The sequence below is a fragment of the Streptomyces sp. NPDC059875 genome, assembly GCF_042731085.1.
In the GTDB taxonomy this organism is placed as follows: Bacteria; Actinomycetota; Actinomycetes; order Streptomycetales; family Streptomycetaceae; genus Streptomyces.
The window spans coordinates 57,374-69,885 of the sequence record NZ_JBHWJZ010000013.1 but is presented as its reverse complement, the minus strand read 5'-3'; the positions used below and the strand labels follow the sequence as shown (position 1 = coordinate 69,885).

Sequence of the window (12,512 nt, the reverse complement as noted above, 5' to 3'; positions counted from 1 at the left end):
CCGCATCGCCCGGATGGTGTCCAGGGGGTGTGCGGCACTTTCGAGACAGGGAGCCGAGATGGACCTGTACGAGCACCAGGCACGAGAACTCTTCAAGACCTACGGCATCGCGGTCCCCGACGCGGCCGTGGTCGACCACCCCCGCGAAGCCCGCCACGCCGCCGAACGCCTCGGCGGGCGCGTCGTGGTCAAGGCGCAGGTGAAGACCGGGGGCCGGGGCAAGGCGGGCGGCGTCAAGCTCGCCGCCGACCCCGCGGCCGCCGAGATCACGGCCCGTCAGATTCTGGGCATGGACATCAAGGGCCACACCGTGCACCGGGTGATGCTGGCCCAACCCGTCGACTTCCAGGACGAGTTCTACGTGAGCTACGTCCTCGATCGCGCGGCCGGGACCTTCCTCGCCATCGCCTCGGCCGAAGGCGGCATGGACATCGAGGAGGTCGCCGCCACCCGCCCCGAAGCCGTCGCCCGGATCCCCGTCGACCCCGCCGAAGGCGTCACCGAGGCCAAGGCCGCCGAGATCGCCGCCACGGCCGGCCTCCCCCCGGACGCAGCGGACGTGCTGCGCCGCCTCTGGCAGGTCCTCGTCCGCGAGGACGCCCTCCTCGTCGAGGTCAATCCTCTCGTCCGTACCGTCGGGGGCGCGATCCTCGCCCTCGACGGCAAGGTCACCGTCGACGACAACGCCGCTTTTCGCCAGGCCCGTTGGGGCGAAGCGACCGACGCGCCCGCAGCTCCGGCCGAGGGCCACACGCTCGAAGTCGAGGCCAGGGCCAGGGGCCTCAACTACGTCAAGCTCGACGGTGAGGTCGGCATCATCGGCAACGGCGCCGGACTCGTCATGTCCACCCTCGACGTCGTCGCCGGCCAAGGCGCCCGCCCCGCCAACTTCCTCGACATCGGCGGCGGCGCCTCCGCCCAGGTCATGGCCGACGGCCTCGACGTGATCCTCTCCGACCCCGACGTCAGCGCCGTACTCGTCAACGTCTTCGGCGGGATCACCGCCTGCGACGCCGTCGCCGAAGGCATCGTCCAGGCCCTCGAATCCGTCCACCTCACCAAGCCGCTCGTCGTACGCCTCGACGGCAACAACGCGGCACGCGGCCGGGCCGTCCTCGACGCCCGCGCCCACCCCCTGGTCGAACAGGTCACCACCATGGACGGCGCCGCCGCCCGCGCAGCCCAGCTCGCCACCCGCCGAAGCGCCCGCTCAACCACCCGCTGAAGGGATGTGAACACCATGGCCGTCTTTCTGACCAAGGAGAGCAAGGTCCTCGTCCAGGGCATGACGGGAGCCGAGGGCATGAAGCACACCCGCCGCATGCTCGCCGCCGGCACGGACATCGTCGGCGGAGTCAATCCGCGCAAGGCCGGCAGCACCGTCGATCTCGACGGACGCGCGATCCCCGTCTTCGGCTCCGTCCACGAAGGGATGGACGCCACCGGCGCGGACGTCACGGTCGTCTTCGTCCCGCCGCCGTTCGCGAAGGCGGCCGTCATCGAAGCCGTCGACGCGGGGATCGGCCTCGCCGTCGTCATCACCGAAGGCATCCCCGTCCACGACACCGTGGCGTTCCAGGCGCACGCCCGCGCCCACGGCACCAGGATCATCGGCCCCAACTGCCCCGGCCTCATCAGCCCCGGCCAGTCCAACGCGGGCATCATCCCCGCCGACATCGCCGCCAAGCCCGGCCGGATCGGACTCGTCTCCAAGTCCGGCACGCTCACCTACCAACTCATGTACGAGCTGCGGGAGTACGGCTTCTCGTCGGCCGTGGGCATCGGCGGCGACCCGGTCGTCGGCACGACCCACATCGACTGCCTCACCGCGTTCGAGGCCGACCCCGACACCGATCTGATCGTGATGATCGGCGAGATCGGGGGCGACGCCGAGGAGCGCGCGGCCGCGCACATCGCCGCGCACATCACCAAACCCGTCATCGCCTACATCGCCGGCTTCACCGCCCCCGAAGGCAGGACGATGGGCCATGCGGGCGCCATCGTCTCCGGATCGTCCGGTACGGCCGAGGGGAAGCGGAAGGCGCTGGAAGCGGCAGGGGTACGGGTCGGCTCCACGCCCACCGAAACCGCCGGACTCGTCCTCGCCCGGCTGGCGGCCACCGAGGGCCCCCTCCAGAATTGACGCGGCCCCCGCGCACCGCCCGCCATCACGCCCCCCAGCTATCGCACCGCCCACCCCCCGCGCCCCCAGCCATCGCCCTCCCGCCCCGACTGTGCACCGAGAGCGGAGAACCCTTCATGGCACCCACGCCAGCGCCCACCCCGGACTCCACAACACCCTCCACCCCGGATCCCACGACACCCCCCACCCTCACCCTCAAGCCCGGCACCGCCTGGTCCGACGCCTGGCAGCGCTGTCTGACCACCGCCCCCGAGGCGTTCCGCGACGACAGCGTCCGCAACCTCTGGGCCGGCACCTGGCAGGCGGACGGCCGCCCGCTCCCCGCCATCAGCCCCGTGGACGGCAGCCCCATCGCCGGCCCGCCGCGCCTCGACGCCACCATCGCCCATCAGGCCGTACGCGCCTCGCTCGACCAGCACCGCGCCTGGCGGCACATCCCGCTGCCCGAGCGCAGGGCCCGCGTCGCCGCCACCCTCGACGCGCTCACCGCACACCGCGAGCTGCTCGCCCTCCTCCTCGTCTGGGAGATCGGCAAGCCGTGGCGGCTCGCCCAGGCCGACGTCGACCGCGCGATCGACGGGGTGCGCTGGTACGTCGACGGCATCGACCCCATGCTGGCCGGCCGCTCCCCGCTGCCCGGCCCCGTCTCCAACATCGCCAGCTGGAACTACCCGATGTCCGTCCTCGTCCACGCCATGCTCGTCCAGGCGCTGGCCGGCAACGCCGTCATCGCCAAGACCCCGACCGACGGAGGCCTCGCCTGCCTCACCCTCGCCTCCGCGCTCGCCGCCCGCGAGGGCATCCCGATCACCCTCGTCAGCGGCAGCGGGGGCGAACTCTCCGAGGCCCTCGTGCGCGCCCCCGAGATCGGTTGCGTCTCCTTCGTCGGCGGCCGCGACACCGGCGCCCGGATCGCCACCGCGGTCGCCGACCTGGGGAAGCGCCACATCCTGGAGCAGGAGGGCCTCAACACCTGGGGCATCTGGAACCACTCCGACTGGCCCGCCCTCACCTCCGTCATCCCCAAACTCTTCGACCACGGAAAGCAGCGCTGCACCGCCTACCCCCGCTTCGTCGTCCAGCGCACCCTGTTCGCCGACTTCCTCGCGGCCTACCTGCCACCCGTCCGCGGCATCCGCTTCGGCCACCCGCTCGCCGTCGAGCACCCGGAGGACGATCTCCCCGACCTCGACTTCGGCCCGCTCATCAACGCCGCCAAGGCCAAGGAGCTCGGCGACCAGGTCGCCGAGGCCGTCGACCGCGGCGCGATCCCGCTCCACCAGGGCTCCCTCGAGGACGGCCGCTTCCTGCCGGGTCAGGACACCTCCGCGTACCTCCCGCCGGTCACGCTCCTGAACCCGCCCCCGTCCTCACCCCTCCACCACGCCGAACCCTTCGGCCCGGTCGACACGATCGTCCTGGTCGACACCGAAGCGGAACTCCTCGCCGCGATGAACGCCTCCAACGGAGCGCTCGTCGCCACGCTCTCCACCGACGACCCGGAGACGTACGACCGACTCGCCCCGCAGATCCGCGCCTTCAAGACCGGCCACGGAAAGCCCCGCTCCCGAGGCGACCGCGAAGAGCTCTTCGGCGGCTTCGGCGCCTCCTGGCGCGGAGCCTTCGTCGGCGGAGACCTGCTGGTCAAGGCCGTCACCGAGGGTCCCGAGGCGGAGCGGCTCCCCGGCAACTTCCCCGACTACCACCTGATGCCCTGACAGCGGCCGCTCACCCGATCCCCTGACGGTCCGGCTCCAGGGCGAAGGCCCGGTCGGCCGCTTCCGGCACCGCGCGCTCCACCCGTTGCATCAGCAGCGCGCGGTGCCTGAGGAGCGGTTCCCTGCGTTCCTCCGGGGCCAGCGAGAGCAGGTCGTCCAGCCCCGCAAGCATCCGCCGGGACACCTGCGGACTGTCCGCCGCGCAGCCCCGGACCTCGGTGAACCCCAGATCCACCAGATCGGTCCACCCGGGCCCGTCCTGCACCAGCCGGACCGCACCCGTGCGGTCCCGATGGTGGACGGACCCCAGCGGCCGCTGCGCGAGCACCGCCAGGATCTGGACGATCCGGTCCAGGGACTGAACGGCCGTCGTCGGATCGTTGACGGCGGGGGAGAGGGCCCGCAGAGCGATGTCGGAGAGCTGCCGGAGCCCGAAGGCGAGATCCTGGTGGAAGGTCCGTTCGACGCCGACGGAGACCGCCGAGGCCATCCGGCGCGGCACCTGCCCACCGTGTACGGCGAGGGTGCGGGTTCCCGGCACCACGAAGTCCCCGATGCGGGGCAGCAGCCGCAGCACCACCCCGTGCCGTTGCGCGACCCGCACCAGCCAGGCCACGTTCACGTCCCGCAGCACCCCCGCGCGCCCCCGGTGCACCAGGAACGCCGTGGGCTCCCCGAGCTCGCCGACCTCGTCCCCGTACTGCGGCAGCCTCGCCAGCACGGACAACGACTCGGTCGTGATCCGCTCCACCACATGCCCCACGCGCATCAGCCGCAGCGTCGTGTTCACGTACGCCACGAAGAGCAGCAGGCTCAACCCCACCATGAGCAGCGTCAGCAACGACTGCACCAGCGGCACGTTCGTCACGAACCGGGGATCGGTCTCGCTCTCGTACGAGGTCAGCACGAGCAGCGACAGCAGGAAGGTCGACAGGAAGACGGAGAAGGTCGCCTTGGTGATCCGGCTCCTGATGAAGATCCGCACCACCCGCGGACTGAACTGCCCGCTCGCCATCTGCACCGCGACCAGCGAGATGGAGAACACGACACCGATGAAGGTCATCATCGCGGAGGAGATCGTGGTCACGATCGTCTTGGCGTCGTCGGAGATCCCGATCAGGTCGGAGATCTCCTCGTACGCACCCTCGTCCTGGAGCCATCCCACGATCGCCTCGTCCAGCGTCGTGGCACCGCTCCACAGCGCGAACACGGCCACCATCGACACGACCGGAGCGAACCAGAAGGTGTCCCGCAGATGCTCCCGCAGCGGAGACAGCATCCGGGGCCTGCGGTACGTCGACCTGCGGTACTCGGAGAGAGAGCTCACCCAGCGCAGGCTAGGCGGCGACGGTCTCCACTCCCCGTATCCACCCGACGACACTCTGTACGCCCTGCCGGCCGGCAGGGACTGGATCAAGGACATCCAGGCCACCGCACCCCACTGACCACGGGAAACGTGGGTGAAAGGCACCTCGAACCCCTGGTAGAGTTATCCATGTCGCCGCGGGGAACACCCCGAAGCGGCAGACACCTTGTCCGGGTGGCGGAATGGCAGACGCGCTAGCTTGAGGTGCTAGTGCCCTTTATCGGGCGTGGGGGTTCAAGTCCCCCCTCGGACACTTCATAGAGATGCATGACAGCGAGGGCTGCGACTCAAGGTCGCGGTCCTCGTTCGTGCGTGATGGGCCGGGCGTTCCTGCGTGTCCCACCGGCGGGACCGGCAGACTGCCGGGCATGAACGAGATCCTGCCGCCCGGCGGCGGCGCCCCCGACGGGGATCGATGGCTCACCCCTGGCGTCAGAGGGATCGGCTCCGCCAGCTTCTTCGCCGATGTCGGCCACGAGATCCCCACCGCCCTGCTGCCGTCCCTGCTGACCTCCCTCGGCGCGCCGGCGGCTGCCCTGGGCGCGATCGAAGGGGTCTCCGACGCGCTGGGCGGTGCGGCCAGGTTCGCCGGCGGCGTCCTGGCGGACGATCCGTCGCGGCGTCGCAAGGTCGCGGTCGGCGGCTACACGGCCACCGCGGTTCTCGGGGCCGCGACCGCCGGGGCGACCGCGGTCTGGCAGGTCGGCCTCCTGCGGGCCGCGGCCTGGACCGCCCGGGGCCTGCGCGTCCCCTCCCGCAATGCCCTCCTCGCCGACATCGTCCCCGCCGGGGCGTACGGACGCGCCTACGGCTTCGAGCGGATGATGGACAATCTGGGGGCGATCTTCGGCCCCCTCCTGGCACTCGGCCTGGTCGCCTGGCTCGGAGTCACCTGGGCCATCGGCCTGTCCGTCGTCCCCGGCCTGCTGGCGGCGGCCGCGATCGTCTACGCGATCCGCCGGACCCCCCGTCCCACCAGCCGGGTCAAGGTGCCCCTCAAGATCAGGATCAAGCCCGTCCTCCAGGGCGACCTGGGCAGGCTGATGGCCGCGGTGGCGGCCTTCGAGGTCGGCAACGTCGCCGCGACGCTGCTGATCCTGCGCGTGTCCGACCTGCTCGAACCGGAGCACGACACGAATACCGCGACCACGATCGCACTCGGCCTCTACACCGCGTACAACATCGCCGCCGCGCTCGCCGCCGTCCCCGCCGGCCGGCTCTCCGACCGACTCGGCCGCCGCGGCCCGGTCGTCGTCCTCGCCGGCGGGGTCACGGGCTTCGCCCTTTCCTATGGTCTGTTCACCGTCGACACCTCCGCCGTCGCGTTCCTGGCGGTCCCCTTCGTGCTGGCCGGGTTGGGGATCGGCGCGGTCGAGACCGCCCAGCACTCCGCGGTCGCGGCGCTCGCCCCCGAGAACCTGCGCGGCTCTGCCTTCGGCGTCCTCGCCACCGTCCAGTCGTTCGGCAATCTCGCCGCCTCCACCCTCGCCGGCGTGCTGTGGACCGCGTTCTCGGCTGCCGCCGCCTTCGCCTATCTGACCGCCTGGATGCTCCTCGCGCTGGCCGGGTTCGGCGCGGCCGCCCGCGCACTGCGGAGCTGAGCGCTGTACGAAGAGTCGACCGCTGTACGACGGCAGGGACCCCCAGACGGTCGGTCCGGGGGTCTCGGCGGAATCGCGTCGCGAGGGACGGGGGTCGGGGGTCGGGGGTCGGGGGCCGGGCGGGAGGCTTCGGTCAGCCGATGCCGAAGTGCACGTACTGCGGCTCCACGTTCTTTCGGCCGGTGCCGTTCTGCAGGGTGTAGCCCGAGGCCACCCATTCCGCGGAATTCGGGTTGTGCCGATGGCAGGTGAGATAGTCGCCCCACGCATCGGCCTCCGCCGGTCCGTTGGTGCCGGCACGAGTGATGGTCAGCCGCCAGTCACCGCCGTCGCGGAAGCCGACCACGTGCGAGGGATTTCTCGGCCCGCCACCGATGAACAGTGACACGCCGACCACCCCTGCGGCGTTCGGGCAGGCCGCCGGATAGGCGAAGGCAGAGTCCGCGTTCCAGATGTCGGGCTGCTCCACCAGCGTCTGGGTGGTGACATCGACGACCGCGCCCTTGACGTAGGGCATCGGTCGGCCGGACCTGGGCGCCGCGGTCCACAGGAACCCCGCACGGGTACCGCTCACCCAACTGCCCGTGATCCGCGAGTCGAGCCGGCCGAGCCACTCCTCCCCGTCGGGCCCCGGGGCGCTGTACGGCCCCGGACTCCACGGGCTCACCTGGACGTCGAACGAGCCCACCGTGTTGGAGCCGTCCGGCCAGCCGTGGATCCGTAGGGTGGTCCCCGCGTTGTGGCTGGCGAAGAACATGCTGTCCGTAGCCCCTTGGGTGAGCCGCAAGGAACCGTTCCTGGTCGTGTCCCACCACTGGTAGGTCAGGCCGGCTCCCGCGCTCAGCGTGTCGAGAGGCAGCTTGAAGGCGACCGCGCGCTGCCAGAAGTCGGCCGCGTTGAACACGTTGAACGTGAGGTACAGGTGGTTCGTGCTGACCGCCGCGTCGGGATAGTCGAACCACACGTCCGTCCAAGAGATGTTGAGGTCCACGGGGCTGATGTCCCACCAGTGCCACGCGCTCGGGTTCGCTCCGGGAGCGACGGCGATTCTGAAGACGTTGTTGCCGCCCGGGAGCGCGTCGTACTGGAGGATCCAGATCCAGATGTCCCGGCTGGGCTCGTAGACGACGATCTGGTCGCAGCAGAAACCGTTGGCGGCCGGCGGCAGCGCCGTGAACGGATCGACCTCGGTCCAGCTCTTGCCGTTGTTGACGCTACTGGCGGCGAACCAGTTGCCGGTGACGAAGATATTGCTGTTGGACGTCGCGGCGGTGGTCTCGTTGATCGTGCTGGTCCGGGTCCCGGTAGCCGTGTCGTCGAGGCCGATGTTGTGGATGAGACTGACATTCGCCATGACTGATGCGCTCCTTGGCGAGTTGCGGTGGTGCGCCCCGCGCTCACGCGGGGGCCTCGGTCACGGCTCGTCGGGGACGGTTTCGGGCACGTTGTCCGGAGTGGGGCCCATCGGCTTGCGAGGGCGGCCGGTGAACTTCTTCTCGCGTGCGTCGAGCTGCTTGTCCGTCGGCTTCTTGTCCGCCGACTCCTCCAACGGCCTCGGTTCTCCCGGGCCGGGGAGCGACTGTGCCGCTCCGGCATCGGCCAGGGCGGCGTCCTCCGCCGTGTACTCCGGGCGGTTGCCGCGGGTCTCGTTCGACATGTGTCGTCCCTTCAATCTCGGGCTCACCACTGGAATTCCGGCAGACTGCTCCCCCGGCCAACTGTCATATTCATTAGGCGTCCGGTGGTGCGGTCTGTCAAATGCGCGGAATCATGCAGGACATGGAACTCATTCCTGCTTCATATATTCCTCATTCAATTGCCGGCCGAGCAATTGAAGGTCCGGTCGACTCGGTACCGGCTCGACCTCAAAGTCCGGTCAGCAGACGCCCGGTGTACCCCAGCATCACGGTCCAGAAAAGGCCGGTGTATCCGCGCTCGCCGATTCTGTTGTTGAAACGCCTGCCCAGAAACGTAGCGAAGAACATCAGCGGCAGACATGCCAGGGCGACGAGATAGTCATTTCCTGCCAGCAGCGCGGCATCCGTCCAGACAGCGGTTTTCGTGGCATCCCCGACGAGTGAGGCAAGAGAGAGCGCGCCGACGAGGTGGAGGCGGTCCAGGGCGAGTCCGCGGACCGCAAGACCCTTGAGGGGGCCGGACGTGCCGCTGAATCCGGACGTCGCTCCCGCGCAGAACGCCAACACCGGCGAACTCGCCCGCCGCCAGCGGGTGAGATCGAGCGATTCGATCAGAAACGCGGCGGCGAAGCTGACGATGACCGCGATGGTCACGGCCCGTTCGGGCGCGGAGACGAGCAGCTTGGCCCCCAGGAACGCTCCCGCGGCGACCAGGACGATGACGACGGCGGCCTTCCGGTAGGGGAGCGTTTTTCGGTAGGCGAAGACCTTGACCAGGTTGTTGGCGGCGAGAAGGAGCGCCGCCAGCGCCACCCCGGACTTGGTGCCGAGCACAAGAGCCAGCGTGGGAACGAGAATCAGGCTGCCGCCGAACCCCGCAGAGGCGGAGAGTGTGAATGCGGCAGCCACGGCCAAGAACAGGACTGGAAGCAGATACGGCTCCATCAGTGCTCCTCGGTCGGTTGAACCGCGAAGTCAGCAGCGATGACCGCCTCTTCCACCATGAAGCGCCGCACCGGGATCCGCCAGCCGGCTCCGCAGGTCGTTCGATCCGTTCTCGTCGGCGGTTCGGGGCGGAACGGTCACACGAACCGCTTGCGCGCCACCACCAGCCTGCACCGCGGGCTCCCGTCCTTCCGTCGTCCGAGCGCTTCGATCGGCAGGGTCGAGACCTCGAAGCCCGCCCCCGTCAGCCGTTCTCGTACGTCCGCCAGCCCGAAGGTGCGGTAGTACATGACGAAGCGCGGTCGCCACACCGCGTTCCGCACGCGCATCGCCCCGTCGAAGCCCAGCAGGGTCCAGTACGGCAGCGAGCCGACCCGCGGCGGGGCCGGGAGGGGGAAGGCGAGGTGGCCGCCCGGGCGGAGGGATGCATGGAGCTGGTGGAAGAGGCGGGACTGCTCCGCCGGGAGGAAGTGGCCGAAGGCGCCGAAGCTGACCGCCAGGTCGAAGGAGGGGGCGAAGGGGAGGGCCAGGGCGTCCGCGCGGATCAGGGTGGCCGTGGGGTGGGCGCGGCGGGCCTCGGCCAGCATGCCCGTGCTGAAGTCGACGCCCGTGACCCGGCCCGTGCACAGCGAGCCCAGGACGGAGAGACCCGCGCCGGTGCCGCAGCAGACGTCGAGGCCCGTGTCGAAGGGACCCAGGGGGCGCAGGGTGTCCGTCACCGCGGCCAGGATCGTGTCCGGGGTGCGGAAGGGGGTCTCGTCGAACTTCTTCGCCAGCAGGTCGTAGCCGTGCTCCACCGAGGAGAGGGCCTGGACGGCCAGCTCACGGACGGTCGGGCCCTGAGGGGTGAACATGCTCCGACATTACGCCGTCACTCTGCGTGGGGAAGAGGGTCCAGGACGGAGCGGTGCCCGTCAGCTGGCAGCTCAGCAGGTACAGGGGGATCGGCGGAGTGTACGGCGACGTGCCGTCGGGGCGGTGGATCAGGCGGGGGCGGCGGTCCGGGATCTCCGCGCCGGGGGCGTAGCAGGCCGGCAGCGGCCAGGTCAGTTCCAGGTCGGAGCCGGTCGGGACCAGCCACCACCACCAGTCCGTGTCCGCGTAGACGCAGCCCTTGGCGGGGAGCCGGGAGAGGATCCGGAAGCCGTAGCGCGCCGGGACGCCGACCGCGTCGCAGCCCAGGGTGGTGCGGAAGCCCGGCGGGACGACCAGGCGGGTCGAACCGGTCTCCGTGGCCCTGCGCGACCTCGGCGACAGGAGGGTCGCCATCGACCTCAGCACGTGTGCCCCATGCCGTGGGCGAGTTCCGCCCAGACGACCCGGGCCGTTCCGTGACCCGTACGGTCCGCTCCCCACGCGCTGCACAGTCCGTCCACGAGCATCAGTCCGCGGCCTCGCTCCTCCTCGCCGCAGTCGCGGATCCGGGGGTCGCCCGCGCCGCCCTCGTCCCGTACCGCTATCCGCAACTGCTCTTCCCCTTCGCGCAGTTCGCAGACGACATGGCCGCTCGCGGTGTGCACTATCGCGTTGGTGACCAGCTCGGAGACGATCAGTGTGACCGTGTCGCGGATCTCCGGGTCGCAGCCCCAGAGGATGAGTCGCTCCTCCGCCAGTCTGCGGGCGCGCGACACGGAAGAGGTGCGGGCCGGGAGCTCGAAGGCGAAACGGCGCACTTCGGGGTGGGCTGGGTGGGAGACACCCGGGCGGGGAACGTCGGTGCGTGGGCGCTGGGTCATGACGCGGGGGCCCATAAGACCTGAGGGGAGCGCGTTACCAGAAGCCACGACCGGTTCCTCACAACAGTGGGTAAGCAGTGCCGTACGTCGCCCCCCGTGGCGGCGCGCGGCAGCAGCGCGTACTGGTTCACCGGAATACTTTGCTCCCGACGCGGACACTTGGCAAGTGGCACTCTGAAAATTGCAGAGTGCTGTGTTCTCTCTGGCCCTCTTCATGGCACACTCAACCGAAACAGCGCGTCGGGGAGGGGTCTGAGAGTGAGCGAGCCGCGGTCCGCCCCCACGGTGGGACAGGTCGTCCTCGGCAAGCGCCTGCAGGATCTGCGGGAGCGGGCCGGTCTGAAGCGGGAGGAGGCCGCCAAGGTCCTCCGGGTCGCTCCGGCCACCATCCGGCGCATGGAGACGGCGGAAGTCGCGCTGAAGATCCCGTACGTCCAGCTCCTGCTGAAGGCGTACGGCATCACCGACTCCGAGGCGGAGGGGTTCATCGCCCTCGCCGAGGAGGCCAACCTCCCCGGCTGGTGGCAGCGGTTCCATGACGTGCTGCCCGGCTGGTTCTCCATGTACGTCAGCCTGGAGGGGGCGGCCGGCCTCATCCGGGCCTACGAACCGCAGTTCGTCCCCGGTCTGCTGCAGACCGAGGGATACGCCCGCGCCATCCTGCGCAGCGGGGCCGTCGGTGGGAGCAGTGCCGAGGACATCGAACGTCATGTAGCCCTGCGGATGGAGCGGCAGTCCCTGCTGACCAGGGACAACGCCCCGAAGTTCTGGGTGATCATGGACGAGACGGTCCTCCGCCGACCGGTCGGCGACGGGCCCGAAGTGATGCGCGACCAGCTCGACCGGCTGCTCGAAGCGTCCGAGCTGCCGAACGTCACCCTGCAGATCGCGGAGTTCGCGTCCGGCCACCACCCCGGCACCTACGGACCGTTCGTCCTCTTCCGCTTCGCCGTGCCCGAACTCCCGGACATGGTCTACAGCGAGTACCTGACCGGCGCCGTCTATCTCGACGCGCGCCCCGAGGTGGCCTCCCATCTCGAGGTCATGGACCGCATGGCGGCCCAGGCCGCGACTGCACAACGCACGAAGGAGATCCTCCGGGATCTCCGCAAGGAGCTGTGAATGGATCGCATATACAACGGCATGCCCGCCGCGGACCTCGGTGCCGAGGGATGGCACAAGCCGTGGAGCGGCGGGAACGGGGGCAACTGCGTGGAGGCCATGAAGCTGGCCGACGGCAGAGTCGCCGTGCGACAGTCCGCAGACCCTGAAGGACCCGCGCTCATCTACACCCACGGGGAGATCGCCGCGTTCATCCAGGGAGCGAAATCCGGTCAGGCCGACTTTCTGCTCACCTGACCCCTTC

The 12,512-nt window shown here is 70.1% G+C and carries 13 protein-coding genes and 1 tRNA gene; 7 read left to right on the top strand and 7 right to left on the bottom strand.

Annotated features, from left to right (window positions below; genetic code table 11):
* The first annotated feature begins 58 nt into the window (after positions 1–58).
* The 3 genes from sucC to ACFV9D_RS17935 all read left to right on the top strand — a co-directional run bounded on the left by sucC (position 59) and on the right by ACFV9D_RS17935 (position 3,861).
* On the top strand, positions 59–1,225 hold the full coding sequence (gene sucC, locus ACFV9D_RS17945; protein ID WP_385146532.1) for an ADP-forming succinate--CoA ligase subunit beta: 1,167 nt from the start codon (positions 59–61) through the stop codon (positions 1,223–1,225).
* Between the two features lie 15 nt (positions 1,226–1,240).
* Positions 1,241–2,143, top strand: a complete 903-nt coding sequence (gene sucD / locus ACFV9D_RS17940) for a succinate--CoA ligase subunit alpha (RefSeq protein ID WP_385146530.1) — start codon at positions 1,241–1,243, stop codon at positions 2,141–2,143.
* Positions 2,144–2,259: 116 nt separating this feature from the next.
* Positions 2,260–3,861: an aldehyde dehydrogenase family protein gene (locus ACFV9D_RS17935; protein ID WP_385146528.1), complete on the top strand. Its 1,602-nt coding sequence runs from the start codon at positions 2,260–2,262 to the stop codon at positions 3,859–3,861.
* A gap of 10 nt (positions 3,862–3,871) precedes the next feature.
* Here ACFV9D_RS17935 and ACFV9D_RS17930 read toward each other — a convergent pair whose 3' ends face one another.
* A complete protein-coding gene (locus ACFV9D_RS17930; protein WP_385146746.1) occupies positions 3,872–5,140 on the bottom strand; it encodes a DUF2254 domain-containing protein in 1,269 nt (422 codons plus the stop codon).
* Between the two features lie 255 nt (positions 5,141–5,395).
* On the opposite strand from ACFV9D_RS17930, the gene ACFV9D_RS17925 reads away from it, so the two are divergent.
* Both ACFV9D_RS17925 and ACFV9D_RS17920 read left to right on the top strand, forming a co-directional pair.
* Positions 5,396–5,480: transfer RNA gene (locus ACFV9D_RS17925), tRNA-Leu, on the top strand.
* 115 nt (positions 5,481–5,595) lie between these two features.
* On the top strand, positions 5,596–6,828 hold the full coding sequence (locus tag ACFV9D_RS17920; RefSeq protein WP_385146526.1) for an MFS transporter: 1,233 nt from the start codon (positions 5,596–5,598) through the stop codon (positions 6,826–6,828).
* Between the two features lie 133 nt (positions 6,829–6,961).
* Here the strand turns inward: ACFV9D_RS17920 and ACFV9D_RS17915 are convergent, their stop codons facing one another.
* The 6 genes from ACFV9D_RS17915 to ACFV9D_RS17890 all read right to left on the bottom strand — a co-directional run bounded on the left by ACFV9D_RS17915 (position 6,962) and on the right by ACFV9D_RS17890 (position 11,146).
* Positions 6,962–8,182, bottom strand: coding sequence for a hypothetical protein (locus tag ACFV9D_RS17915; protein WP_385146524.1), 1,221 nt, complete (start codon positions 8,180–8,182; stop codon positions 6,962–6,964).
* Between the two features lie 60 nt (positions 8,183–8,242).
* Positions 8,243–8,485 carry a hypothetical protein gene (locus ACFV9D_RS17910; protein WP_385146522.1) on the bottom strand — a complete coding sequence of 81 codons (243 nt, stop codon included), beginning with the start codon at positions 8,483–8,485 and terminating at the stop codon, positions 8,243–8,245.
* 208 nt (positions 8,486–8,693) lie between these two features.
* Positions 8,694–9,410: a TSUP family transporter gene (locus tag ACFV9D_RS17905; RefSeq protein ID WP_385146520.1), complete on the bottom strand. Its 717-nt coding sequence runs from the start codon at positions 9,408–9,410 to the stop codon at positions 8,694–8,696.
* 137 nt (positions 9,411–9,547) lie between these two features.
* Positions 9,548–10,264 carry a class I SAM-dependent methyltransferase gene (locus ACFV9D_RS17900; RefSeq protein ID WP_385146518.1) on the bottom strand — a complete coding sequence of 239 codons (717 nt, stop codon included), beginning with the start codon at positions 10,262–10,264 and terminating at the stop codon, positions 9,548–9,550.
* Positions 10,233–10,679, bottom strand: coding sequence for a hypothetical protein (locus tag ACFV9D_RS17895; RefSeq protein WP_385146516.1), 447 nt, complete (start codon positions 10,677–10,679; stop codon positions 10,233–10,235). Before ACFV9D_RS17895 ends, ACFV9D_RS17900 begins: the two co-directional genes overlap by 32 nt.
* A 5-nt stretch (positions 10,680–10,684) precedes the next feature.
* Positions 10,685–11,146, bottom strand: coding sequence for an ATP-binding protein (locus ACFV9D_RS17890; protein ID WP_385146514.1), 462 nt, complete (start codon positions 11,144–11,146; stop codon positions 10,685–10,687).
* Positions 11,147–11,404: 258 nt separating this feature from the next.
* Here ACFV9D_RS17890 and ACFV9D_RS17885 point away from each other — a divergent pair, with 258 nt between their 5' ends.
* Together ACFV9D_RS17885 and ACFV9D_RS17880 are read left to right on the top strand one after the other, a co-directional pair.
* Entirely contained in the window at positions 11,405–12,268 is an 864-nt protein-coding gene (locus ACFV9D_RS17885; protein ID WP_385146512.1) for a helix-turn-helix domain-containing protein, read from the top strand.
* On the top strand, positions 12,269–12,505 hold the full coding sequence (locus tag ACFV9D_RS17880) for a DUF397 domain-containing protein (RefSeq protein WP_137992288.1): 237 nt from the start codon (positions 12,269–12,271) through the stop codon (positions 12,503–12,505).
* Positions 12,506–12,512: the final 7 nt, after the last annotated feature.